The organism is Halomonas sp. HAL1 (assembly GCF_030544485.1).
Classification (GTDB): Bacteria; Pseudomonadota; Gammaproteobacteria; order Pseudomonadales; family Halomonadaceae; genus Vreelandella; species Vreelandella arctica.
In genome coordinates this window covers 3,377,452-3,401,979 of record NZ_CP130610.1, presented here as the reverse complement: position 1 = coordinate 3,401,979, position 24,528 = coordinate 3,377,452, and the positions used below count along the sequence as shown (strand labels likewise).

Genomic DNA, 24,528 nt, shown 5'->3' with positions numbered 1-24,528 from the left:
AACACCGCCTTTGAGACATCGCTTTAATTGCTCTTTCTCCCATCAGAGCAAAGCCCATTCCCCAGCTATCATGCTGGGGTTTTTTCTGCCAGCCGATTCAATGATGACTGCCCGGCTGGCGCCGTTCAATGCGTCAGAAGGCGGCTCAGGTCGGCCATCACAGCCTCTTTAGGGTCATCTTCACGAATCAGCAACCGAGCGTCGCCATCACGGTCGAAAGCAAAGACGGCGTTGGAGTGCGATACATCATAATTGCCAGCATCGTCTTTCTTACCATAACCGTACGTGACGCGGTAGCGGCGCGTCAGGGCCTGTAAAGCCTCTTCATCACCGGTCAAGCCGGTGAACTCAGGGCCGAAGGCGTCGGTATACTCTCGCAACGTGGCGGGGTCGTCGCGGTTAGGGTCGACAGACACAAACAGTACTCGCAAATCGTTTTGGGCCTCTTCCCCCAATTCCTGCGAGATCGCTGCCAGATTCGTCAGGGTGGTGGGGCAAATATGCGGGCAATGAGTAAATCCGAAAAAGAGCAGGGTGACATCACCGACATAGTCGGCTTCAGTGACCGAGCGGGCTTCTTCACTGATTAGCTCGAAATCCAATGGTGGCATAAGCCCGGAGATATCCTTGGTTTGCCAGCTTGGGTCAGAACAGCCGACGAGCCATAGCATCCCTGACAACAGCGCGGTCTTGCATCCTGTCTTATACATAGCGTTACCCATAGCGATACATGGTCGAACGTTTACCGAGCAAACGGCCGATAATGATCAACACCGCCAGCACACTCATCATGGTCGCTGGGATCCAGGTGATCAGGCCGCCGAGCCGCTGGTCCGTTAATGGTGCCAGTGGCCAGGCACGGCCACAAACGGCATACACGTCAAACAGCACGTTATGGCTGAAGGTGAGGTAGGCGCCCAGCAACATCTGGGGCGGCACCACGGCAAGCAACAGCGTAATGCGTACGCCATAGCTGAGCCCGCCACTTGCGGGCGAACGGGAGTCGAGTATTAACCACCAGAAGAGCAGCCCATCAACCAGCATGCTCCAGTTCATCAACTGGTAGAGACGATGACTCAGCATCGCGTCAAAATGAACCTGGGGAGTTAACCAGAAGTAGATCAGGCCCACGAACAGCAGTGGAGCGATAACCGGTTGCTGCAAAAGCCGATAACCAGGCCTGAGCATCTGCGCAGCGAAAGTAACCGTTGGCAAATTTCTCACACGATGCGGTATGCCTGCGTTGAGTATTGCCAGCGGGGCCGATAAGGCGATCAGAAACGGCGCTAAATGATGCAGCACTAGATGCTGGCCGCGGTGGACGAAAAACATGTACTGCGCTAAATAATCGAAATGTGTCTGAGACACCGTATAAATAGCCACGATACCCAAGAAAAAGGCAAAAGGGCGCCAGAATCCTTCATGCTGCAGACCACTGCGCCGTCGATGAAGCAGGCCGCGGACATAGAGACCTGCGCCAGCCAGGCAGGCGAGAGTCCAGCTAGGGGAGAATTCCCAAGGCAGCAGATAAGCAAGGCTACTGTCGAACTCCCCCATTACACCTCCTAAATAGCAGTACAGTGGTAAGGATAGACACTACAGAAAAACTTTCCCGATCAGCTACCTGTATCTGGCTGCGCGTGCGGCAGCTTGGCCGCCCTCGGGGGAGACGCCGCCGCTGTTATGTCCCAGCATTAACCTGGGGCTGCTATTACTGAGCTGTATCACCATGGATGCCGCTGCGCTGGCTCAGGGGTCAATCGCGGTAACAAGCAGTGGTTGGCGATAGGCGTCACTTTTCCCAATGCCGAGCGAGGGCGCCTAGCGATGTAGGGTTATGCCTGTATTACCTGCCATCGGATTCCAGGGTAAGTTGGGCCACAAGCCGATGTTGGTCCACCTTTGACGAGAATGGGAGAGCGCCGCTACATTGCAGGGAACTTTCCAATAACAACGATAATAGGGTGCGTTGGCTTCGTCATCCCACCCAAGTGGATCCTCTTACTGCAATGCCAGACCTGGAGGTCACGGAGCAGGACGCCAGGGATATAACGGCGTATCTTGAAACGCTCACTGAATAGGCTTAAAAAATTACGCCGCCCTTTAAGGATGTACTCGGGCGGCGAGGTGTGAAAGCAACGGCTTGTGAGTCTGGCTATTAGTTTTTAAACATTAGTTTTTAAATATCAGTTTTTAAATTCATACATTGTCTCGGGGAATCACGCTTTCCCAGTTTTTAGAAAACACGCGATGCTCATTTTCGTAAGCATCCAGCTGGGCATGGACAATGAAATTGTCCGTCGTGCAGCTTAGCGTGGTCCTTGTGTACACTTCGGTATTCCAGTCGCCTCTCTTAAAACAAGATTCTGTGAATGTTTCACCCCGGGCGGAAGTGAAATCATCATCAACGGTGCGATAGTACTCGGTGGCGCTGCGATGAATTTCAGTACCTATATCATTAATACGAAAACGGCCCTGGTTGTTAATCACTTCAAGCGTGGATGCTTTGCTTGCCAAGTCGCGATGCAACAACCAGTTATGTTCGCTAGGTTCCAAGAGCTTGGTATCAAGCGCAGATGCCGATTGCGGTGTGTCAAAAGGTGAAAGATCGGCATCGCTCGTTTGTGGCTCCCTAACGGGAAGCGTTAGCTGACAGTTCTCCAAATGCACAGTGACTTTTGCAGGCTCAGGCGGCAGCCATGCGAGTGGCCAATAAGAGGTGGAGATAGACACCCTTACTTGGTGACCCGCTGGAAATTGCTGAGCGATACCGTTTAGCGGAATGGTAACGCGGTAGCGCCGATGCGGCTCAAGAGGTTCTGGATGTGAGTCGCCATCCCGATGGGTAAGGTTCAGTAACCCATAGGAAACCCGTGTTGACTTGCCGTCAGGGGCTACGTCTGAAAGGCGAACTGCCAACATTGCCTGGGGCTTGTCACTTGATACCTCTAACGCTAGTTCAGGCATACCGAAGATACAGAGGGGCTCGGTTAAGCTTGGGCTGCTAAAAATAAGCGAGCCGCCATCCTCTTCTCGTTGGTCGCCAGGAAGATCCGGGGTGGCTGAATAAGAGCACCATTTGCCCGCTTCCAGCCCCACGCTAAGCGGTGACTGTAATTCCATTGAAGCGTATTCATGAACATCACTAAGCGCTTGCTGGCTTTGTGATTCAGCGATTAGCTGGTACGGCAATAAAGCGTAACTGCGCTCTTGGATGTTATTACTTGGCCATTGGCGCTCGCCTATCCAGCGACCAGGCCTATCATCATAAGAGTTATCGGGAGGTACGCTATCTTGCTGCCAAGCACGTAGCATCGGTTCATCCATGATCCCGTTTGGCTCATCTTTCAACCAATAATCCCACCAGCGGAGGGCTTCTTGTAAAAAGCCTATTGCTGGCCCTGGTAGCCCTTGGTGGGGATATTTATGGCCCCAAGGACCAATGAGCCCCTTACGTGGCACCTCAAGGTGTTCCATTAACCTAAAGACGGTATTGGTAAAGCCATCGGCCCACCCGCCGATTGCGTAAACCGGACACTGGATAGCGGAGTAATATTCACATACCGAGCTGGTTGACCAATAAGCGTCGCGACGTTGATGCCTAAGCCACTGATCAATCCATAAACCACTTTTCTCCATGCGCTCAAACCACATGTCGCGCCAGTCAGCGCCGACGATCTCTGGGTCAGGTGGCAACGCATTAAAAGCAAACATAACGGTTGCTTCGGATAAGTTATCGCCCAGCAAGCAGCCGCCCATATAGTGCATATTGTCCGCGTAAAGGTCGTCACTGGCACAAATGCTGATAATAGCTTTAAGCGCGGCGGGCTGTTTGGCCGCCACTAGCAAGCTATTAAAGCCGCCCCACGAGATGCCCATCATGCCTACCTTGCCATTGCACCACGCCTGCCTGGCAATCCATTCAATAGCATCAACGGCGTCTTGTTGCTCCTGCTGGGTATATTCATCCGTCAGCACACCATCTGAATCGCCACTGCCGCGCATATCAACGCGCACACAAACATAGCCATTGCCTGCTAAATAAGCATGGTTGGTCGCGTCTCTTCCACGTGTGATATCCCGCTTTCGGTAAGGAATATATTCCATGATGGCCGGTAGCGGTGAAGTCTCCGCTTTCTCGGGCAGCCAAATGCGGGCGGCTAATCTTTTTCCGTCCCGCATGGGAATGAATACATTCTCGATTTCACGGACTGAATAGGGAAATGATTCTACTATTTGCATGATCGCCTCTTATTTGCTCATTCGTCTACGTGCTCGATGTCAAATTTGAGAGCTTTCAAGCAGTACTCAAACTGCTCCTCAATTTGGTCGTGATTGTCGGCGGCTAAATAAAGCGTACCTAGCCGATAGCAAAAGTTGTCTTGATGCATTAAGTCGCTTAAGCGTTGACCAGTTTCGACATCAATTTTCACTTCTGTGTGCGGGTAGAGCGATTTGATATCGTTAATCTCTGCGTTGCTGGGGATTTTTCTAACAATGCCATCCTGGTGTTCACAGGGAATAAAGCACTTGGCAGCGACAGGCGCTACCCCCTGGCGATTAAGCAGAGAAGGGCGATTGCCCAAGGCAATGTCAACAGCGACTTCGTGGTTCGACATACCATCGACCATCACGAATATCTCGCTATGCGACTGTGAAATGCGCGTATTGAATTCCACTAGCCAGAGCTTATCTTCTGCTTCATTCCACATAAATTCAGCGTTGAAACACCCATTGTTGTAACCGATGTGTTCAAGGAATTTTCTGGAAGCCTCGATCATTTTATGATGCACATGTTCAGGCAAATTGCTTGGATACTCTAAGCGGTCAAATAGCGTTTCCGTCAGTTTGGATTTTGGCTGCGAAATAATGCCATGCACATTGAATTCACCTTGAAACATGGTGCCTTCAGGCGCGCCTTGTACACCACTGATGATTTCCTCTGCGATACAAGCATTGCCACCTGATTGCTTAATTTCTTCAGGGGTATCAGCGTATTCCAGCGCCTCATTAAATGGATCGCCTAGCTGGTTAATATTTTCTCTTATCTCTTCTATCGCTGCTTCAAACTGCTCGAAATTCTCAATTTTAAAGCCGAGGTGAGAGGAAAAAGCTTTTACAGGCTTAATCCAGAAGGGATAGTTTAAGGTGACTTGATCAAATGGCGATTCTGAAAAGGGGTCAACGCCGCAAAAGCGAGGCACTACTTCTGGAATAACTTTTTGCTGCTCCATTCGGCTCCAGAGTTTATGCTCGCACTTTAAAACACTGGTCACAGAAGGTGAGGGAATTCCATACTCTTTGCATAGAATGGGTACTAAAACACTGGTAGGAAAGTCCCATTGTGCAATAATAGCGTCTACAGTGCCTGGAAAACTAGCAAGCTGCTCTCTTGCGGCTTCCAGCACTTCATTAAAAGAGAACTGTTTTGCTTCAACCGCTGTATCGACCGTGAGCAGGCCGTGTATCTCCAGTTCTTTTGACTGGCGCAACGTTTCAAGCATGGCCTTTTGCTTATCTTCTAAGGCTACTATAAAAATATTCCTTTTCATGATGGCATCCTTGAAAGTTAAAAGTAGCAATAAAACAATGATGTAACTAAGCACCAATTAGTTGTAAAAAGCGCATGTTGCGATGCTAGAGCTTCAAGATCATTTCTTTTTACATCAATAACATATGTTATAACTGATTCGGCTGTTTTTATATTTAATAAACATCAATGCTTACTTATATTCACAAGCTCTAACCCTATATTACTATTTTTGTTAGCTCGCTAATGTTTTTGTAGCAGCGCCTTAATCTATGTTAATAAATGGCTCTTAAAAATAGTGGCTTAGCTTGTGGAAACGAGAGGGGTTAACTATCATTCTACCTCTCGATTAGCTCTTTATATGTACGTGGATTGTAAGGTTTTACTTTGTAAATCAGGTTTTGTCTAACTACAAGGGAGTGTAGAGAAGATGAGCAATGCAATTGATATACACAGTGATGTTTTTAAAGGGAGCGGTCATTATGCTCAGTTACCTGGTGTGACAGGGTTGCAAGCCAAGGAAATTAATCTTGGTAATATACTGAGCCATTATGCAGAGATTGGAACAGACTCTATAGATATTTTGTCGAGTGTTAATGTTAAAAGTATGGAGTTGAAAAGAAACCAAAAGCTATACTCTTTGTGCCAGGGAAGGGCAGAGATATTTATTGTAAAACAAGGCTGGGTAAGCTTGTGCCATACTTTTAAAAGCCATGGGCAAGATATATGTAATGTCTACATGCCGGGCGATATTGTTGGCTTGCGAGAAAGTTTTTTCGATAATCATGATATTACGATACTGGGGTTACAGAACTGTCAGTTAGATAAGGTTTCTGTTAATGAAGTGCATGATTTGTTTAAAGAAAATGCAGATATAAGAAGGGCTGTCGTTTCTTATATCATGGTTAATGATAATATTACTATTGAAAGGCTTAGAAGTTGTACACATCATAAGGCAGAAGAGCGCGTTGCGCATTTTTTACTTGAAATATACGCAAGGTATAATTTTAAAAAGCTGATTGATTCAAATGTATTTTCTTTTCCTATTACTCAAGAGGTGGTAGGTGAGCTGTTAGGTATTACCAGCGTTCATGTTAGCAGGTGCATGACTTCTTTAGAACAAAAAAAGTTGATTAGGAAGAGTAGGAATAGTATTAAGCTATTAGAGCCAGAGTTGTTGGCAGAGTATACTGGTTTCGATGAAAATATTATTTACGGGCATCTCCGCTTGTTTTGAATTCGTTTGTTTTAAATAAGTGGAATAATATGATGGAGAATTATTTTGAATTGGTGATGGCGTTTGTTGAAGTAGGCACTTTTTTAATCTGGGTGGTTTTTGCCCAGCTATTTTTTCTAACGTTTAAGCGCCAGCGGCGAGCTCGTTTTATTATTCATACGGAAGGATACGACTGTAGCAGTATGAAGCTCGCTTTTACGAATATGGCGGCTGAGCCTGTTTATGTAAGGAATGTGTTCTTTAGTATTGAGGGCGGTCAGGATAAACAAGTTTACAATCTTGACGATTTACATGGAGAAAGGCTTTTTAAAAAAGAAGTTAATGGTAGCGATAAGTGGGAATATCAAGGCACTATTCTTCCTGGAAGCTGTGTCAAACTAGAGGTGGGCGGTATATTTTATCCTTGTCTTTCAAAGGAGGAAGAAGAAACTAAGCAAGATGCCATTCATATTGAACCGGGCGACAATATTAATATATTCGTTGTCTTTTTTCATGGGGCAGATAAGAGGTTGTTAGGCGCTTCTCGGCATTTTAAGTTTTTTAAATCGTCAACAGGCGATTTTTTTAAGCCGTTAAGTTGGAACACAACCTCTTGGTCCACTGTTCATGAGCGGAAAAAGCTGATGGGGGCCTTGAAGCAGGAAAGAAAAGATTACCCAGGGTTTAGCTAATGTAGAAGATTTAACTAGCGCAAATAAACGCAGATAAAGGAAGCTTCAATTTTTTTCACGTAACACACGTTATGAAAAGCGTTATTAACCCTTGCAAGCTGATTTTGTTTGTCTACGCTATCCCCTGCAACATAATTCGATCTGAAACCTAATCATACAAGGAGTGGATTAGATGACAGTCAAAAGCACACCGCTAAATGCTGTAAACGCACATAAGCAATATAGCGAAATGGCGGATACACCTAATGTTCAGCGTACCCAGGTTCAAAGCAAACAGGTTCAAAGCGAACAGGTACAGGATGCCTACCCGTCGCGCTTAACCAATACACCTGAGAGAACCTGGCTGCCGCGACAAGATGCGGTCGTGAAAGGGCGCCAGCTTTCCGGCCCCTTAAGCCAAGCGCAGCTTGATGAGTTCGAGCGCAAAGGGTTTCTGTTTATTCCCAACCTCATTGAAGGCGCGGAGCTTGATGAGCTGCGTCAAGAAATGACGGCGCTGATGAGTAACGATGAGTACCGCAATAAAGATTTCAGCGTGACAGAGCCAGAAAGCCAGGAAATCCGCTCACTCTTTGCGGTGCATTTCCTCTCTGAACGCTTGGGTGAACTGGCCAGCGACGAGCGAGTAGCGGGCGCTGCGCGTCAAATTATTGGCGACGACCCCTACGTGCATCAGTCGCGGATCAACTATAAGCCAGGGTTTGCCGGAAAGGGCTTTAACTGGCACTCCGATTTTGAAACCTGGCACGCGGAAGATGGCATGCCGGCGATGCACGCAGTGAGTGCTTCGTTGATCTTGACCGATAACCACGAGTTCAATGGGCCGTTAATGTTGATTCCCGGCTCGCACAACAAGTTTGTGCCGTGCCTGGGTGAAACGCCAGAGGATAACCACAAAAGCTCGCTGAAAGCGCAGGAAGTGGGCGTACCAAGCCCGGAAGCGCTAACCGAGCTAGTGGCTGAACACGGTATTGAAGCGCCGAAGGGTAAAGCGGGCGGCTTGCTGCTGTTCGATTGCAATACTCTACATGCGTCGAATGCCAATCTTTCGCCTGACCCACGTAGCAACGTGTTCTTTGTTTTTAATCGTCGCGATAATCGTTGTGATGCGCCCTATGCGGCAGCTAAGCAGCGCCCTGATTTCTTGGCTCACAGCCTTGACCAGCAGGCGCAGCAGTATCGCTAATGAGTGGTGGGGGAACAAATTGATGGCTGAAGGTTGTGGAACCTTCGTCTAGGTGGGGTAAACTGTTGCGCCTGTCGTTGCGAATGCGGCACGCATAATGAGAAGGAGAATACCCGCCATGCGTTTTGTTCTACAGTTCACCGATGGCCAGGAGTTTCCCCACGCGTTGGGCAAAGTTGTCTGCATCGGCCGCAATTATGCCGACCATGCGAAAGAGTTGGATAATCCGGTTCCTACAGAGCCGTTGCTGTTTATTAAACCGGCTTCCAGCGTCGTAGATTTAAGTAAGCCCTTAGATCCGCCGTTTTCACGGGGCGATGTTCATTATGAAGCAGAGCTTGCTCTGTTAGTGGGCGAAACCTTAACCCATGCCACTATGGATGAAGCCGAGCGGGCGATTGTCGGTATCGGCTTGGCGATGGATTTAACCTTACGTGATGTGCAGACGACGCTTAAAGAGAAGGGCCATCCTTGGGAAATCGCCAAAGCCTTTGATGGCGCCTGCCCGCTTTCGTCGTTTTTGCCGTTAAGCCGGGTGCCCAATTGGAATGCGCTGGCTTTCACGCTTGAGATTGATGGTGAAGAGCGCCAGCACGGCGAGGGGGCTGATATGATTTTTGCTATCCCGTCCCTGGTGGCCGAAATGAGCCGCCACTTTACCCTCGAACCGGGTGATGTCATTTTGACCGGTACGCCCTCAGGCGTTGGCAAACTCGTTCGCGGCTCGTCACTGCGCTTAACCTTGACCGGTGGTTTGGAAATCGAAACCAGCGTAGTTGAGTAGTTAAGCGAGCTGCGAGACCATTGAGGTATATGTTGAGTACGCCATCACCAAGGTTATTGTAAATTGTGACGACCAAAAGAAACGCCACCCCGCAATCAGGGTGGCGTTTCTTGTTTTAGCCGACAAAAACGTTCGCTAGGGCCAAGTGGCTCAAGCCGCGTTACTCAAGATACGTGTAGCCTTCCAACCCTTCGCTCAAGCTTGCCGCAAAGCGGGCTTGTTCATCGGCCGTAAAGCCGCTGGCGGCTAACTGGTCGGTGAGCTTTTGCTTAAGCACGTTGGCATTGAAGTTGACGTAGGCGAGCACTTGGGCCACTGAATCTCCCGCCAGCGGGTTGGAAAGTGTCCACTCGCCGTCGGCATTAAGCGCGGCATCGACAGAGTCTGTATCGCCGAACAGATTGTGCAGATCGCCAAGAATCTCCTGATAGGCACCTACCAGGAAGAAGCCTAACCAGCGCTCATCATCAGATGCCCATTCGGGCAGTGGCAGGGTACTCTCTACGCCCTGGCCATCGACATAGCTGTCGATGCGGCCATCGGAATCGCAGGTAATATCCTGAATCACTGCTCGGCGGGTTGGGGCTTGATCCAGCCCGCTGAGGGGCAGCACCGGGAAAATCTGCTCAATGCCCCAAACGTCAGGCACCGATTGGAACAGCGAGAAGTTGACGAACAGCTTGTCGGCCAGCTTCTCCGCTAGCTCGTCCATGATTTCACGGTGGGCACGGTTGCGGGTGTCAAGCTGAGTGCGCAGCCGCGCGCAGGCAGCCATGTAGACGCGTTCGCCTTCCGCGCGGGCGGTAATATCACTCAGGCCCATCACAAAACGGTCCTGCAATTCGCTAACCGCCTGAAGCAGGTCGTGCCAGGCTTCCACTAGCATGCGTGGCTCTTGGTGTGTTGCCAACTGCTCAAACACCCGCCAGAGAAGCTCTACTTGGGCATCTTCCTGGCTCTCTTCTTGGCCCTCTCCTAGGGAATAGCGTTCAGGCGGCGTGTCATCAATACGCTCTTCGCCAATCACGTTGGTGATCAGCACCGCGTGGTGGGCGGTTAGCGCGCGGCCGGATTCGCTGATGAGATGCGGCTGGGGCAGGTCGGCCTCTTGGCATAGCTGGGCAAAGGCACTGACGACATTGCGCGCGTATTCGCGCATCGAATAGTTGGCCGAGCAGAAACTGCGCGAGCGGGTACCTTCGTAATCAATTCCTAAGCCGCCGCCTACATCCACGGTATCGATGGGCGCGCCCAGCTGCATCAGGTTTTGATAGAAACGGGCACACTCGCGCAGGCCACGCTGGATATCGCGGATGTTGGCGATCTGCGAGCCCAAGTGGAAGTGCACCAACTGCAAACTTTCCAGCGCGTCCTCGCGACGAAGGGTGTCTACCACCTCGAGAATCTGGCTGGCGGTCAGCCCGAACTTGGATTTTTCACCGCCGGTATTCTGCCATTTGCCTTTGCCCACCGAGGCAAGGCGGGCGCGCAGGCCAATACGAGGGGTAACGTCGAGTTCGCGGGCCTCTTCCAGGATCATCTGCAGCTCGGAGAGCTTCTCGACCACCAAATAAACCTTATGGCCGAGCTTCTCCCCCAGCAGCGCCAGGCGCACGTACTCGCGGTCTTTGTAGCCATTACAAACGATCAGCGAGGAGCCGCCATCGGAGAGCGCCAGCACCGCCAGCAACTCTGGCTTGCTGCCCGCTTCCAGCCCCACGCGGCCACTCCCGCGCTCAGCGGTAGCCAGAATCTCTTCCACTACGCGGCGCTGTTGATTCACTTTGATGGGGTAAACGGCGGTGTAACCACCTTGATAATCGCAATCGCTCATGGCGGCATCAAAGGCGCCACACAGCTGTTCGACCCTGTCATGGAGAATATCGCTAAAGCGCACCAGTACCGGCAGGCGTAGACCGGCGCTTTGTAGTTGACGCACCAGCCCACTCAGCGGCAGCGCCGGGCCTTCTGCATCGCTACCCAGCGGACGGACCAGGGCTTGGCCGTGGTCATCGACATCAAAGTAGCCGCTGCCCCATTGATCGATATTCCAGGTGCGCCGAGCGCGCAGCGCAGGGCTAGTAGTGGCCGTCACACTCATGCAGTTACCTCAGGCAGCGGCAGCGCACCGTGGGCGATGCGCGCCGTTAAAATAGTACGGAAACGCTCCGGGTCGTGGGGCGTTAAATCATGCGCTGGCGGGTCAACGTAAACCACCAGCAGGCGCGATAACCAATAACGCAGCGCCGTCATGCGCAGCATGGTGGGCCATAGCTCGCGCTCATCCGTCGTTAATGGTCGGCGTGCCAGATAGGCGCTCAATAGCGTATCGTAACGCTCTGCGTTAAGCGTACCGTCGTCGTTGGAAGCCCAGTCGTTGATCACAATCGCCAGGTCGAACAGCAGGTCGCCGGTGCAACCGTTATAAAAGTCGATAATACCGCCCAACTGATCATCCTCAAAGAGGGTATTATCGCGGAAAAGGTCACCGTGCAGAGCGCCTTGCGGCAGCTCATTGTGCTGAATAAAGGCGCCCTCAAAATCGTCGACTTGATCCTTCATCAAGGTTTGATCTGCCGGGCTTAGATAGCTCAGCACCTTGTGGTGCATCACATGCAGCCAGTTGAGATCCCGCGGGTTCGGGCGGTGGCCGGGAAAGCGTTTTGAGACCACATGCAGGCGGCCCAGGGTATCGCCCAGGGCGTGGCATTGCGCCAAGTTGGGCGCTTCTGGATGACGGCCGGGCAGGCGCGGAAACAGCAGCGCCGGTTTACCTTCCAGGCTGTGCAGCGCGATACCTTCGCGGTCATGTACCGTGCCGGGCACCGGCAGGCGGTGCTCGTCTAAATAGTCCAGCAGTTCCACAAAGAACGGCAGCTCTGCGTGCTCGCCCTGTTCGAACAGGGTCAAAACCAGCTCGCGACGGTCAGTGGTCACAAAAAATGTCGAATTTTCTGTGCCGCCCGCCACTCCCTGTAGGGAAACGAAGCTGCCAACATCAAATTTTTCTAAGAACGCGGCGACCTGTGCGTCGCTAAGCGGGGTGAATACAGCCATGAATGTCTCGCCCAGGTTGCTAAGCCCATTATTGTAGCGGCTTGGTAGCTCAGTTGGCAGCGTTGTTGTCACTGTAAATGTGGCAGCACCAGTTTGGCCCTGCAGGCAGCCCGCGCAACGCGTATTATGTGAGCAACTATTTTCGCCACTCTCTTCAGCACTTTTTCAACAATGGAACTTGGTTATGGCTCGCGCTCCGATCGTTCTCGTCGATGGCTCCTCTTATCTTTATCGTGCGTTTCACGCGCTGCCGCCGCTTACGACCTCTAATGGTCAGCCTACCGGCGCGGTGAAGGGCGTGTTGAACATGCTCAAACGGCTGATCAAGGATTATCCGCAAAGCCCGATGGCGGTGGTATTCGATGCCCCAGGCAAAACCTTCCGCGATGACATGTACAGCGACTACAAAGCGCATCGCCCGCCCATGCCGGATGACCTGCGCAGTCAGATCGCGCCGCTGCACGCCTGTGTAAAGGCGCTGGGCCTGCCGCTGCTATGCGTTGAAGGCGTCGAGGCAGACGATGTGATTGGCACCCTGGCGCACCACGCGACCCAGGCAGGGCGCGATGCGGTGATCTCTACCGGCGACAAGGACATGGCGCAACTGGTCAATGCCCACATCACGCTGGTCAACACCATGAAGGATGAAACCCTGGACGAAGCGGGCGTGGAGGAAAAGTTCGGCCTGCCACCTGCGCTGATCATCGATTTTCTCGCCCTGATGGGTGACAAGGTTGATAACATTCCCGGCGTACCCGGCGTGGGTGAAAAGACCGCCATTGGGCTGCTGCAAGGGATGGGCGGCGGGCTGGATACTATTTATAGCGATTTAGAGCGGGTAAAAACGCTCACCTTCCGCGGGGCGAAAACCCTGCCCAAGAAGCTTGAAGAGCATCGCGAACAGGCGTTTCTCTCCTATCAGCTGGCGACCATCAAGGTCGACTGCGATCTGCCGGTGGGCCTGGATGACCTGGATATCGCTCATCCCGACCGCGAAGCGCTAGTGACGCTGTATAAAGAGATGGAATTCCGTCAGTGGTTGGGTGAACTGCTGGAAGGCAAAGACGAAGGCGTCGATGACGTTAAAGGCGGCGAGCCTGCGCCCGCCAGCGCTGAAGCGACAGAGAGCGATGCTGAGGGTTCGAGCGCTGTTGCTAAACGGGCTGCTCGCGAAGATCACGTCATTCTCGAACAAGCAGAATTTGAGCGCTGGCTGGAACGGCTACATGGTGCCGAGCGCTTCTGCTTCGATCTTGAAACCACCAGCCTCAACTACATGGATGCGGAAATTGTCGGCATCGGCGTGTCGCTGGAAGCGGGGGAAGCTGCCTATATTCCGGTTGCCCACGATTACCTGGATGCCCCTCAGCAACTTGACCGCAAAGCGGTGCTGGCCGCGCTAAAACCACTGTTGGAAGACCCAACCAAAACCAAGATCGGTCAAAACCTCAAATACGATATTTCGGTGCTGGCGAACTATGACATTGCTGTCGTCGGCCCGTTTGCCGACACCATGCTGGCCTCCTATGTGCTCAACTCCACCGCCACGCGCCATGATATGGATTCGCTAGCGCTGAAGTATCTGGGCGAAAAGACCATCTCCTTTGAAGAGATTGCTGGCAAGGGCGCCAAGCAGCTGACGTTTAATCAAATTGCCCTGGAACAAGCCGCGCCTTACGCCTGTGAAGATGTCGATATCACCCTGAGGCTGCAACAAACGCTGCGCCCCCAGGTTGAAAATGAAGGGCGCCTGGCGGAAGTGCTGGATTATATCGAGCTGCCGCTGATCAAGGTGCTTTCGCGCATCGAGCGTAACGGTGTGGCCGTGGACGCCGAGCGACTTCACGAACAGAGCCAGCAGCTGGATCAGCGTATTCGCGAACTGGAGCGCGAGGCATTTGAACTCGCCGGGCGTGAATTCAACCTGGGCTCGCCCAAGCAACTGGGGGAGATTCTGTTTGAAGAACAGAAGATTCCGGTGCTCAAGAAAACACCTAAAGGCGCGCCCTCCACCGCTGAAGGGGTGCTGGAAGAGCTGGCGCTGGATTACCCGCTGCCCAAAGTCATCATGCAACACCGTGGCCTTGCCAAGCTTAAATCCACCTACACCGATAAGCTGCCACGATTGCTCAATAAGGCCACTGGCCGGGTGCATACCAGCTATCATCAGGCGGTTACCGCGACCGGGCGGCTGTCGTCATCAGACCCGAACCTGCAGAACATCCCTATTCGTACCGAAGAGGGACGCAAAATTCGTCAGGCGTTTATCGCCCGCCCCGGCTACCGCATTGTCGCCGCCGACTACTCGCAGATCGAGCTGCGCATTATGGCGCATCTTTCCGAAGATAAAGGCCTGCTGGAGGCGTTTGCCGAAGGGCGTGATATCCACACCGCTACCGCGGCGGAAGTCTTCGGTACCTCGCTTGAGAAAGTCTCCGGCGACCAGCGACGCAGCGCCAAGGCGATCAACTTTGGCTTGATTTACGGCATGAGCGCCTGGGGGCTGGCGCGCCAACTGCGTATCGAACGTAATCAGGCCCAGACCTACATCGATCGCTACTTCGACCGCTACCCTGGCGTGGCGCGCTACATGGAGCGCATCCGCTCCCAGGCAGCTGAAGATGGCTTTGTTGAAACCGTGCTAGGTCGGCGGCTTTACCTGCCGGAGATTCAGTCCCAGAACCGCAACCGTCGCCAAGGCGCCGAGCGCACCGCGATCAACGCGCCGATGCAGGGCACGGCTGCCGATATCATTAAGCAGGCGATGATCGACGTGGATGCGTGGCTGGAAGAAGGCGAGTTCGACGCACTGATGGTCATGCAGGTGCACGATGAACTGGTGTTTGAAGTGGCGGAGAAGCAGGTCGAGGCGTTTATCAAGCAGGTGCAAACACGCATGCAGGGTGCAGCTGCGCTAAAAGTACCGCTGATTGTAGAGGCGGAAAGCGGCGCCAATTGGGATGAGGCGCACTAACTCTTAGTTTAAAGAAACGAAACCCCGCAGCCATGAACTGACCCCATAAACTTGGACAGTGAACAACTAAGCGGCCAAGGCCTGATTCCGGTACTGCACCGGACTCAGGCCTTTTAGGTTGGTCTTAATACGCTCGTGGTTATAGTAATGGATATAGTGTCGGATGCCCGCCTGTAACTGCTCAATAGTGGCGAACCGATTCAGGTAGAAATATTCAGACTTCAGCGTTCCAAAGAAGCTCTCCATCGCAGCATTATCCAGGCAATTTCCCTTGCGTGACATGCTCTGGATCACCCCATGCTCGGCGAGCTTGCGCCGGTAGGCAGGCATCTGATATTGCCAACCTTGGTCGGAATGCAGCAGCGGCGCGTCTTGGTCGGCCAGCTTGGCCAAGGCTTTCTTGAGCATCTCCCCTACCAGCGAGTACTACGGCTGTTTCTGCATGGTGTAAGATACGATTTCCCCATTGTAGAGATCCATCACAGGCGACAGGTACAGCTTTTCGCCTCGGACATTGAACTCCGTGACGTCGGTGACCCACCGTTGGTTGGGGCGTTCAGCCTGAAACTGACGGGCAAGAAGATTGGGAACACTGGCCTGTTGTCCACGATAGGAGCGGTATTTCTTTGGGCGTACCAATGACTTCAACCCCAGATGCTGCATCAGACGTTGAACTGTTTTGTGGTTGACCTGCTCTCCCGCCTGGCGCAACGCTGCCGTAATTCGTCGATAGCCGTAGCGCCCTTTGTGACGCTCGTAGAGGGCGTGAATTCGACGCTTCAGACCCGCATGCCGATCATCCAGCTGCTGCACCCTTACCTGATAATAGAAGGTGCTACGCGACAGTTCGGCGACTTTTAGCAGCACCGGCAAAGGGTGGCCTTGCTTCAGTTCAAGGACTACTCGCGCTTTTTCTGCGCGACTTGCTCTTTGGACTGACGCAAGGCCCTCAATTTTTTAGGTAGGCCACCTCAGCACGCAAGTATTCGTTCTCTTGGAGCAGCTGCTCCAGCGAGCTCTTTTCAGTCACTGGAAGTGGGGGCTTGGGGGGCTCTGCTGTGGGCATCTTCGTCGGGCGACCTCGGGCTTTAGGCTCCAGCGCCTGGAAGCCTCCTTCATGATACTGACTTTCCCACCGCCGTACGACCCCCACTCCACCTCGGATATCGAACAGGGCAATCGCTTGTCGGGCTGAGAGATCCTCTTGTCTCATCCGTTGCAACACCGACAATTTGAACTCAGCGCTGTAGCGGCTGGACTTCTTCTGCAGGCCGCTCAGGCCATGCTGTTCATAGCTTTTCACCCAACGCCTGACGGTGGCATGGTCAAGACCGTACTGCTTGGCCAGCCTCCTATAACCCTCTTGTCCTTCTGTGTAGCGCTGTACGACTAATAGCTTGAACGCTTCCTTATACTTCGCCATGAAAAACACCCCAATCGCTGGATGAGTGTCCAACTTTTGGGGTGCAGTTCAGCCACTGGCTGCGGGGTTATCAATTAACGCCAGCCGACACGATCGAAGATGCGAATGGCTTCGGGGTTGTTCTCACCCAGTACGCTGATGTTGACGTCGTCCGTTTTGAAGTTGCCCCAGGATTCCAGCACCGGGTCTTTCTTCACGCCGTCCACCACCGGAAACTCATTGTTGCCGGAAGCAAAGATCTCCTGAGCGGTGTCTGAGGCCAGGTACTCAAGGAAGCGGACGGCGTTTTCGCGGTTAGGCGCGCCTTCTACAACCCCAGCACCGCCTACGTTCACGTGGGTGCCGCGGTCATCCTGGTTGGGGAAGATGATCCCCACTTTGCGGGCGGCTTCGCGCTCGGCATCGTCGTCAGATTTCAGTAGGCGCACATAGTAGTAGTGGTTCGCGACCGCGATATCGCACTCGCCGCTGGCCACACCCAGAATTTGGTCGGTATCGCCACCTTCCGGGTCGCGCGCCATATTATTCACCACGCCCTGGGCCCACTCTTCAGCACCCTCTGCGCCGTGGTGTTCAATCATGGCCGCCAGCAGTGACTGGTTGTAAATGTTATTGGACGAGCGGATGCACACCTTGCCTTCAAACTGCGGGTCGGCAAGATCTTCGTAGCTGGTAATCTGGCTAGGGTCGAAGTTTTCGCGGTTGTAATAAATCGCCCGGGCCCGCTGGCTAAAGCCAAACCACAGGCCGTCAGGGTGGCGCATGGCTTCGGGCAGGCGCTCATTAAGCACATCGGACTCGACGCTCTGGAAAATGCCTTCGTCTTCCGCGCGCCACAGACGGCCTGCATCGACGGTAAGCATCACATCTGCGGGGCTTGCCACGCCTTCGCGCTGAATGCGCTCGATCAACTGGTCGGAGTCGCCTTCCAGGATGTTGACTTCGATGCCGGTCTCTTCGGTGAACGCATCGTAGAGGCGTTCGTCAGAGTCATAGTGGCGCGCGGAGTAGAGGTTGAGTTCATCTGCAGCGACCTGACCAGCAAACGTAGCGCCTACCATCATCGCTGCCATTGGAGCAACAAAGCGTACAGTTTTCATCAAGCACATCCTTATTTGTTGAATGATAATAAGTTGCATTATTAACATCGTTATTGAAGCGTTTCAACTGCCTGACGTCAAGGCTTAGCGTCTACGTAAAAGGTGTTACGTGCATATCCAGTGAATAAAAAATAGAATGCAAACAACTTTCAAACGTATTGAATCCGCGTTTAGGTTTTACAGGCGCGGTTTGCGTACCTGAACCGTGTTAATTAACAGTGGTGATATATGACAGCAACCCTCAAGGTCGCCCCGGTGGCGCCCAGTACAACGGCGTTGTCCCTTCACAATGTGTGCCATGCCTATGACGGCCATGCGGTTGTCAAAGGGGTGGATTTAAGCGTTGCACCGGGTGAAGTGGTTTGCCTGCTGGGCCCCTCCGGGTGCGGCAAGACCACGCTGCTGCGCATTGCAGCGGGGCTGGAAGTACTGCAAGAGGGCAGCGTAGCGCTGGAAGATATGACGATTGCTGCGCCGGGCCAGCGCCACGTGCCGCCGGAAAAGCGCAATGTAGGGCTAGCGTTTCAAGACTCGGCGCTGTTCCCCCATCTCACCGTGCTGGAAAATGTCACCTTTGGGCTTAAGCACTTGGCCTCCGGTCAGCGCCGTGAGCGGGCCAAGCAACTGCTCGAACAACTGGGCATGGCTGGGTATGTCGATGTCTACCCCCACATGCTCTCGGGCGGCCAGCAGCAGCGGGTGGCTCTGGCGCGTGCGCTGGCGCCGTCACCGCGTTTGATGCTGTTGGATGAACCCTTCTCAAGCCTGGACGCGCGCCTGCGCGACCGTATCCGCGACGATACGCTGCACGTATTGAAGAAGGTCGGGGCGGCGACGCTGTTAGTCACCCATGACCCTGAAGAAGCCATGTTCATGGCAGACCGCATCGCGCTGATGCGCGATGGGCGAATCGTGCAGACAGGAACACCGCGAGAGCTTTACTGCGCGCCGCAAGACCCCTTTGTGGTGACCTTTTTCGGCGATGTGAATGAACTGCAAGGCAAGGTGCACAATGGCATGGTGAGCACACCAGTAGGGCGGGTGCCTGCGGTGGGGCTAGCTGAAGGCAGTGATGCTCAGGTAATGATTCGCCCCGAGGCACTGCGTATTGTGGAGCGCGACCTGCCGGCGGATGCTCATTGCCATAGCCATGTGGTCATGGCGAAGCTGCTGGGGCGCACTAGCCTATTGCACCTCTGTGCCCATGGCGAGAATGGCCTTGAAGCCCACCTGCACGCCCGTGTACCTGGGGTATTTCTACCCGCGGAGGGGCAGCCGGTGGATATTCACCTCGACCTTTCCCAGGTGTTTGTTTTTCCGCTCTTTACCTAGGGTTTCGTCAGGAGTTAGCGCCGGGGCGCGAACGTCGCATGGCCATGCTGAGCAGAATCACCGGCAAGATTCCGACGACCACAATCGCCAGTGACGATGTCGATGCTTCGGCCAGCCGCTCGTCAGAGGCCAAATTGTGCGCCCGCACCGCCAGCGTGTCGAAGTTGAAGGGGCGCAGAATGATCGTCGCCGGTAGCTCCTTCATCACGTCGACAAAGACCAGAATCCCCGCCGCCAGCAGGCTGCTACGCATCATCGGCGTATGAATATGACGCAGCGTGCCGCCCGCCGTTTGGCCTAGCGTGCGCGAGGCGGCATCCATGCTGGGCGTCACCTTGCCGAGACTGGCTTCAACCGCATTGAACGAGACAGCCAAAAAGCGCACCACATAGGCGTACAGCAAAATAAACGCCGAACCACTGAACACCAGGCCGATAATGTAGCCGTAGTGATTGTTCAGCCAGGTATTCAGTGCGTTATCCAACCAGGTAAACGGAATCAGAATACCCACTGCGACGACCGAGCCGGGAATCGCGTAGCCCATGGAAGCTACCCTGGCAGCCACCCGCGCAAACGTCGTATCGTGCATGCGCACGCCATAGCTCAGTACGACTGCCAGGCCCACGGCGATTAGCGCAGCGACGGTTGCCAATCCCAGGCTGTTCCAGGCGTAGCCGATAAATCGCGAGCCCCACAGCGAATCGCCCCCCTGCAGCGCTAAATTAAGCAAAATACCGCTGGGCAGTAAAAAGCCCACCAGCACCGGTAGCAGGCACGCAAGCGTCGCCGCCGCGGCGCGCCAGCCATGCAGCACGTATTCTGGCAGCTGCTGATAGCGGTTGGTGGTATGGAAATAGCGGCGCTTGCCCCGCGACCAGCGCTCCAGGAGCACTAAAACAATCACGAAGGTAAGCAGGCACGCTGCCAACTGCGCCGCCGCGACTTGTTCGCCCATGCCGAACCAGGTGCGGTAAATGCCAGTAGTAAAGGTATCGACGCCAAAGAACTGCACGGCGCCAAACTCGTTCAGCGTCTCCATCAATACCAGTGATACCCCGCCCACCAGCGCCGGACGAGCCAGCGGTACGGCGACGCTGGCGAACAGCCGCCACGGGCCGCGGCCAAGCGTGCGGCCCACATCCAGCACACATACCGACTGCTCCAGGAATGAGGCGCGAGCCAGCAGGTAGACGTAGGGGTAAAGCACCAGGGTAATGACCGTTGCCGCGCCGCCCAGCGAGCGCACATTGGGAAAGTAGTAGTCGCCATACTCCCAGCCAAACGTCTCGCGTAGCAGACTCTGTAACGGGCCAGCGAATTGCAGAAAATCGGTATAGGCGTAGGCGATGACATAGGTAGGCACCGCCAGTGGAAGCAGCAGCCCCCACTCGAATAGTCGTTTACCGGGGAAGCGACACATCACCACCAGCCAGGCGGTACCGGTGCCGATGACCAACGTGCCGAGGCCCACGATCACCACCAGCCAGAACGTATTATTCAAGTAGCGACCCAGGACCGTGCTAGCCAGGTGCTGCCATACGCCATCGGTTGGCATCGCGATATGGGCAAACACGACCAGCACTGGCAGAGCAACCACGAACGCCACCGCGATCAAGGCTATCGACCAGGGGCTGGCACGACGGCTAAGCGAAGAGGTGGCGGCGGATAGCCCGCGATAGCTGGATCTGAACAAGCGAACACTCCTTGCATTGACGGAAAGCAGTAGTGGAAAGCCGGAAAGTAGCGCAGCAAACATCTAATGCGAATCACTGGCGGGCGTGAATAGTAGCATTGGCGCTGTTCTACTGCAGCTTTGCAGGCCAGTAGTCAATGCAAAAATAAGCCCGCCGAAGCGGGCTTATAATGGTTGAACGTTAAGCAGGTGGGAAAGGCCTAGTAACCCAGCATCATGCTCGGCAGGCCGGTAATCAGCCACGGGAAGAACGCCATTAGCGTACACGCCAGCAGAATCAGGGCGACGAAAGGCACGACCGCTTTGTAAAGATCGACGATTTCTACCCCCGGTGGTGCCACGCCTTTCAAGTAGAACAGCGCATAGCCAAAGGGCGGGGTCAGGAACGAGGTTTGTAGCACTACCGCCACCATCACCACGAACCAGAGCATATCGACGCCCATGGTTTCGACGATGGGCAGCATGATCGGAAAGCTCAGCAGTACGATGCCGGTCCAATCCAGGAACATACCCAGCACGAACACCAGGAACAGCATCAGAATCAGCGCGCCCACCGTGCCACCAGGCATCGCCAGCACCAACTCGCTGATCACGGTCATGCCGCCGCCGCGGGAAAACACGCCGGTAAAGGCCGTGGCGCCGACTAATACCAGCATGACCATGGTGGTGGTTTTGCCCGCTTCTATCATCGTCCAGAAGCAGGTGCTTATTTTGCGATCACCAAAAATCAAAAACAAAATGAACGCGATAAACACACCGATGGCCGAGGCTTCGGTCGCCGTGGCGATACCGGTAAACAGCGCGCCCAGCACACCCAGAATCAACGACATGGGGGGAACCACATACTTGGCCAGCATGATCAGCAGCTGTTTGGTGCTGACTTCGGCACGCTCTTCCGCTGGCACCTTGGGGCCGTAGTGGGGCTTGAGATAGCAGATGATCAATACGTAGAGCGCATACATAACACCAAGCAGCAGACCGGGAATCAGCGCGCCCGCAAACAGTGCGCCCACCGATACCGGCGAATAGCTTGCCATCAGGATCAGCATAATGCTGGGCGGAATCAGAATGCCCAGACAACCGCTGGCCATAATGACGCCCGCGCTCAGTTCTTTGTTGTAGCCATACTTGAGCATCGGCACCAGAGCGATCATGCCCATGACGGCAATTGAGGCACCGACAATACCAGTGGTGGCGGCGAGCAGCACCGACACGATAACCACGGTAAGTGCCAGGCCACCGCGCAGATTCGCCAGCAATAGCCGCATGGCATCAAACATCTTCTCGGTAACACCGGAGTCGTTTAAGAACCGCGCCATCAAAATGAACAGCGGTATCGCCACCAGGACATAGTTGTCCATGGCGTTACCGAAAATATTGTTAATCAGGGTACCGAGGATACGCTCGCCAGGGCCGAGAAAAGCGCCGATAACCGCGACACCACCCAGCACAAATGCCAGCGGATGGCCCATAAACAGGCCCACCATCAGACCGCCAAACATCACCAGCGTGAGCATTTCAGGACTTAGGTTCATGCTGATGTCTCCTCGCGAAGCTGCATGATGGCACGCAGCACAATGGCAATTGCCTGTAGCAGAATCAGGATAGCGGCGACTACAATCACGCCTTTAATCGGGTAGACCGGGATTGAGACCATGCCATAAGTGGTTTCACCGCGGCTCCACGCGCGTTCAAAAAAGCTCCAGCCCAGGGTGATCAGCATCCAGATAAACGGCACAAAGAAAATTAGATAACCGAGCACTTCAAGCACGGCTTGCTTTCTACGCGATAGCAGCCGTTTCAATACGTCGACTTCCACGTGGGCATGGTGGCGGAGTCCGTAAGCCGCCATCAGCATGAAATGGGCGCCAAACAGCATCTTGGTCACGTCAAAAGCCCAGTCGCTAGGGCGCCCAAACAGAAAGCGTGACGCAATGTCGTAAAGAACAATCAGGGTAATGATGGCAATCAATGGCGCGATGACGCGCCCAAAAGCTTCATTGATAGCATCGATCGCCTTGGCAATCGCATTCATGGAAGATCTCCGCGGTCAGCACAAAAAAACCGCCCCGGTAAAAACCGAGGCGGCACAGAAGCGCCTTACAGGCAGGCTTCGATCTCTTCCAGTGAGGGCAGATTGTCCATCACGCGGCTCATATTGTAAGGCGCGGAAACATCGCGCCACGTCGCGTAGTGCTCAAGGTAGGCAATCATGGATTGGTAAACCTTGGCGTGGTCAGGGTCTTCGCAAGCACCGCGCAGAATGACGTCATTGGTGACTTCCTGAATGCGCGCCAAGTCCTCTTCAGAGAACTGATTGATCGTGACACCGGCGTCAATAAACTTCTGCGTGGCTTCGGTGGACTGGCGTTCAGACCAGGCTAGCGACCATGCCATGGTGGCGTCCGCCGCAATACGCAGGGTTTCTTGGGTCTCTTCTGAGAGCGCGTCCCACGCATCTTTATTGATCATTACGCCAAATACGCTGGCCGACTGGTGCCAGCCCGGGGTTGCCCAGTAGTCAGCCACTTCGGAAAAACCGGCGTTAAAATCAACACCAGGGGTCGAAAACTCACCCGCATCGATAACGCCGCGTTCAATGGCTTGGTAGACTTCACCACCTGCCAGAGTGACCTGTGAGCCGCCTAGCTCTTCGAGTACGCGGCCCTGATCACGACCCGAAAGGCGCAGACGCTTGCCTTCTAAATCGGCAATGCTTTCAATCGGGGTGCGGCCCATAAAGCCGGACTCATTGTTGGTAATGCCGTAGGGGAGATACACCATGTTGAACTGGCCATAGATCTCTTCATACAGCTCACGGCCGCCCCACTGCTGAATCCAGTTAAGGTAGTCAACGCCATTAAACAGGCTGGTAGTGGTGGCCAGTGGTGAAAAGGCGGGATTCAAGCCGGCCCAGTAACCCGGCCAGTCGCCTGCGGCTTCGATGCTGCCCGTTTCTGTGGCGTCAAAGACTTCTGTGCCGGGCATTAGCGTGCCGCCCGCGCGGAAATTAATTTGTAGTTCTTCGCCCGCCAGCTTATTGACCAGCTCCACCCAGTGCTGGTCGATCTTGATAAGATCAAGATTCTCTGGCCAGGTAGAGGTCATCGTCCACTCTTCTTGTGCCTGAGCGGTGGTCGTGAAGGCTGCGAAAGCAATACCAGCGGCAAGGCCAGTGAGGGCAAATTTGGTCGTTTTCTTCATGGTGTGTTTCCTGGTTTGGCGTGTGACGTTGTTAGTGTTGGATACCTGAAGTCAGGAAAGTGCAGTGCTACAGGGTTACGTTTACGTAAACAAGGGAATTTAAGCGCTACAGAGCTAAACTAGCACACCAACCCCGCTGCAGCGCAATATCAGTAATGTAAGAAAGCTCTTCCATCGTTTTTAAGTAAATTCTATATATTTAAGAAAAACAGACAGTTATAGGATATTTTGAATATCGAGATGAGTTGTTAAGTAGTGCAGAAACGTTGAAAGTAGTTAAATTGTTCAACCAAAGTTGTAAGCAGAAGGCTCGCCATAAGAGGCTCAGCGGAACGCT

General features: G+C 53.6%; 17 protein-coding genes and 1 pseudogene. 6 read left to right on the top strand and 12 right to left on the bottom strand.

The features are described from left to right. Positions 1–125: 125 nt before the first annotated feature. From Q3Y66_RS15915 to Q3Y66_RS15900, 4 genes are all read right to left on the bottom strand, one after another. Positions 126–710: an SCO family protein gene (locus Q3Y66_RS15915; protein WP_035587527.1), complete on the bottom strand. Its 585-nt coding sequence runs from the start codon at positions 708–710 to the stop codon at positions 126–128. 4 nt (positions 711–714) lie between these two features. Beyond that, complete coding sequence (locus Q3Y66_RS15910; protein ID WP_008959986.1) at positions 715–1,557, bottom strand: cytochrome c oxidase assembly protein; 843 nt, start codon at positions 1,555–1,557, stop codon at positions 715–717. A 642-nt stretch (positions 1,558–2,199) separates the two neighbouring features. Then, positions 2,200–4,242, bottom strand: coding sequence for a CocE/NonD family hydrolase (locus Q3Y66_RS15905; RefSeq protein WP_008959985.1), 2,043 nt, complete (start codon positions 4,240–4,242; stop codon positions 2,200–2,202). Between the two features lie 17 nt (positions 4,243–4,259). Then, entirely contained in the window at positions 4,260–5,552 is a 1,293-nt protein-coding gene (locus Q3Y66_RS15900; RefSeq protein WP_008959984.1) for an acetyl-CoA carboxylase biotin carboxylase subunit family protein, read from the bottom strand. 408 nt (positions 5,553–5,960) lie between these two features. Between Q3Y66_RS15900 and Q3Y66_RS15895 the strand changes: the two genes are divergently transcribed. The 4 genes from Q3Y66_RS15895 to Q3Y66_RS15880 all read left to right on the top strand — a co-directional run bounded on the left by Q3Y66_RS15895 (position 5,961) and on the right by Q3Y66_RS15880 (position 9,408). After that, positions 5,961–6,767 carry a Crp/Fnr family transcriptional regulator gene (locus tag Q3Y66_RS15895; RefSeq protein ID WP_008959983.1) on the top strand — a complete coding sequence of 269 codons (807 nt, stop codon included), beginning with the start codon at positions 5,961–5,963 and terminating at the stop codon, positions 6,765–6,767. Positions 6,768–6,796: 29 nt separating this feature from the next. Continuing rightward, positions 6,797–7,438 carry a hypothetical protein gene (locus Q3Y66_RS15890; RefSeq protein ID WP_008959982.1) on the top strand — a complete coding sequence of 214 codons (642 nt, stop codon included), beginning with the start codon at positions 6,797–6,799 and terminating at the stop codon, positions 7,436–7,438. A gap of 172 nt (positions 7,439–7,610) precedes the next feature. Further along, positions 7,611–8,624 carry an ectoine hydroxylase gene (gene thpD, locus Q3Y66_RS15885; protein WP_008959981.1) on the top strand — a complete coding sequence of 338 codons (1,014 nt, stop codon included), beginning with the start codon at positions 7,611–7,613 and terminating at the stop codon, positions 8,622–8,624. 118 nt (positions 8,625–8,742) lie between these two features. Continuing rightward, positions 8,743–9,408: a fumarylacetoacetate hydrolase family protein gene (locus Q3Y66_RS15880; RefSeq protein WP_008959980.1), complete on the top strand. Its 666-nt coding sequence runs from the start codon at positions 8,743–8,745 to the stop codon at positions 9,406–9,408. A gap of 160 nt (positions 9,409–9,568) precedes the next feature. Here Q3Y66_RS15880 and speA read toward each other — a convergent pair whose 3' ends face one another. Beyond that, positions 9,569–11,509 (bottom strand): biosynthetic arginine decarboxylase, encoded by a 1,941-nt coding sequence (gene speA / locus Q3Y66_RS15875; protein ID WP_008959979.1) that lies wholly within the window; start codon positions 11,507–11,509, stop codon positions 9,569–9,571. After that, complete coding sequence (locus tag Q3Y66_RS15870; protein ID WP_008959978.1) at positions 11,506–12,465, bottom strand: homoserine kinase; 960 nt, start codon at positions 12,463–12,465, stop codon at positions 11,506–11,508. The genes speA and Q3Y66_RS15870 overlap by 4 nt, the downstream gene beginning before the upstream one ends. A gap of 184 nt (positions 12,466–12,649) precedes the next feature. Here Q3Y66_RS15870 and polA point away from each other — a divergent pair, with 184 nt between their 5' ends. After that, entirely contained in the window at positions 12,650–15,439 is a 2,790-nt protein-coding gene (polA, locus tag Q3Y66_RS15865) for a DNA polymerase I (RefSeq protein WP_008959977.1), read from the top strand. Between the two features lie 66 nt (positions 15,440–15,505). Here polA and Q3Y66_RS15860 read toward each other — a convergent pair. Both Q3Y66_RS15860 and Q3Y66_RS15855 read right to left on the bottom strand, forming a co-directional pair. Continuing rightward, positions 15,506–16,862: pseudogene (locus Q3Y66_RS15860) on the bottom strand (IS3 family transposase). 74 nt (positions 16,863–16,936) lie between these two features. Next, positions 16,937–17,971, bottom strand: coding sequence for a Fe(3+) ABC transporter substrate-binding protein (locus Q3Y66_RS15855; RefSeq protein WP_139041542.1), 1,035 nt, complete (start codon positions 17,969–17,971; stop codon positions 16,937–16,939). A gap of 219 nt (positions 17,972–18,190) precedes the next feature. Here Q3Y66_RS15855 and Q3Y66_RS15850 point away from each other — a divergent pair, with 219 nt between their 5' ends. Further along, the gene (locus tag Q3Y66_RS15850; protein WP_008957598.1) at positions 18,191–19,294 is read left to right on the top strand and encodes an ABC transporter ATP-binding protein; all 1,104 of its coding nucleotides are present in this window, start codon (positions 18,191–18,193) and stop codon (positions 19,292–19,294) included. A 7-nt stretch (positions 19,295–19,301) separates the two neighbouring features. Here Q3Y66_RS15850 and Q3Y66_RS15845 read toward each other — a convergent pair whose 3' ends face one another. The 4 genes from Q3Y66_RS15845 to dctP all read right to left on the bottom strand — a co-directional run bounded on the left by Q3Y66_RS15845 (position 19,302) and on the right by dctP (position 24,191). Further along, positions 19,302–20,987 carry an iron ABC transporter permease gene (locus tag Q3Y66_RS15845; RefSeq protein ID WP_008957597.1) on the bottom strand — a complete coding sequence of 562 codons (1,686 nt, stop codon included), beginning with the start codon at positions 20,985–20,987 and terminating at the stop codon, positions 19,302–19,304. A gap of 200 nt (positions 20,988–21,187) precedes the next feature. Continuing rightward, on the bottom strand, positions 21,188–22,522 hold the full coding sequence (locus Q3Y66_RS15840; protein ID WP_008957596.1) for a TRAP transporter large permease subunit: 1,335 nt from the start codon (positions 22,520–22,522) through the stop codon (positions 21,188–21,190). Beyond that, on the bottom strand, positions 22,519–23,022 hold the full coding sequence (locus tag Q3Y66_RS15835; RefSeq protein ID WP_008957595.1) for a TRAP transporter small permease subunit: 504 nt from the start codon (positions 23,020–23,022) through the stop codon (positions 22,519–22,521). Before Q3Y66_RS15835 ends, Q3Y66_RS15840 begins: the two co-directional genes overlap by 4 nt. A gap of 65 nt (positions 23,023–23,087) precedes the next feature. Next, positions 23,088–24,191, bottom strand: a complete 1,104-nt coding sequence (gene dctP, locus Q3Y66_RS15830) for a TRAP transporter substrate-binding protein DctP (RefSeq protein ID WP_008957594.1) — start codon at positions 24,189–24,191, stop codon at positions 23,088–23,090. Positions 24,192–24,528: the final 337 nt, after the last annotated feature.

Bases quoted from the DNA above. Each gene is read 5' to 3' on its own strand.
- Q3Y66_RS15915 (WP_035587527.1), bottom strand. From the start codon at position 710: ATGTATAAGACAGGATGCAAGACCGCGCTGTTGTCAGGGATGCTATGG.
- Q3Y66_RS15910 (WP_008959986.1), bottom strand. From the start codon at position 1,557: ATGGGGGAGTTCGACAGTAGCCTTGCTTATCTGCTGCCTTGGGAATTC.
- Q3Y66_RS15905 (WP_008959985.1), bottom strand. From the start codon at position 4,242: ATGCAAATAGTAGAATCATTTCCCTATTCAGTCCGTGAAATCGAGAAT.
- Q3Y66_RS15900 (WP_008959984.1), bottom strand. From the start codon at position 5,552: ATGAAAAGGAATATTTTTATAGTAGCCTTAGAAGATAAGCAAAAGGCC.
- Q3Y66_RS15895 (WP_008959983.1), top strand. From the start codon at position 5,961: ATGAGCAATGCAATTGATATACACAGTGATGTTTTTAAAGGGAGCGGT.
- Q3Y66_RS15890 (WP_008959982.1), top strand. From the start codon at position 6,797: ATGATGGAGAATTATTTTGAATTGGTGATGGCGTTTGTTGAAGTAGGC.
- thpD (WP_008959981.1), top strand. From the start codon at position 7,611: ATGACAGTCAAAAGCACACCGCTAAATGCTGTAAACGCACATAAGCAA.
- Q3Y66_RS15880 (WP_008959980.1), top strand. From the start codon at position 8,743: ATGCGTTTTGTTCTACAGTTCACCGATGGCCAGGAGTTTCCCCACGCG.
- speA (WP_008959979.1), bottom strand. From the start codon at position 11,509: ATGAGTGTGACGGCCACTACTAGCCCTGCGCTGCGCGCTCGGCGCACC.
- Q3Y66_RS15870 (WP_008959978.1), bottom strand. From the start codon at position 12,465: ATGGCTGTATTCACCCCGCTTAGCGACGCACAGGTCGCCGCGTTCTTA.
- polA (WP_008959977.1), top strand. From the start codon at position 12,650: ATGGCTCGCGCTCCGATCGTTCTCGTCGATGGCTCCTCTTATCTTTAT.
- Q3Y66_RS15855 (WP_139041542.1), bottom strand. From the start codon at position 17,971: ATGTGCTTGATGAAAACTGTACGCTTTGTTGCTCCAATGGCAGCGATG.
- Q3Y66_RS15850 (WP_008957598.1), top strand. From the start codon at position 18,191: ATGACAGCAACCCTCAAGGTCGCCCCGGTGGCGCCCAGTACAACGGCG.
- Q3Y66_RS15840 (WP_008957596.1), bottom strand. From the start codon at position 22,522: ATGAACCTAAGTCCTGAAATGCTCACGCTGGTGATGTTTGGCGGTCTG.
- Q3Y66_RS15835 (WP_008957595.1), bottom strand. From the start codon at position 23,022: ATGAATGCGATTGCCAAGGCGATCGATGCTATCAATGAAGCTTTTGGG.
- dctP (WP_008957594.1), bottom strand. From the start codon at position 24,191: ATGAAGAAAACGACCAAATTTGCCCTCACTGGCCTTGCCGCTGGTATT.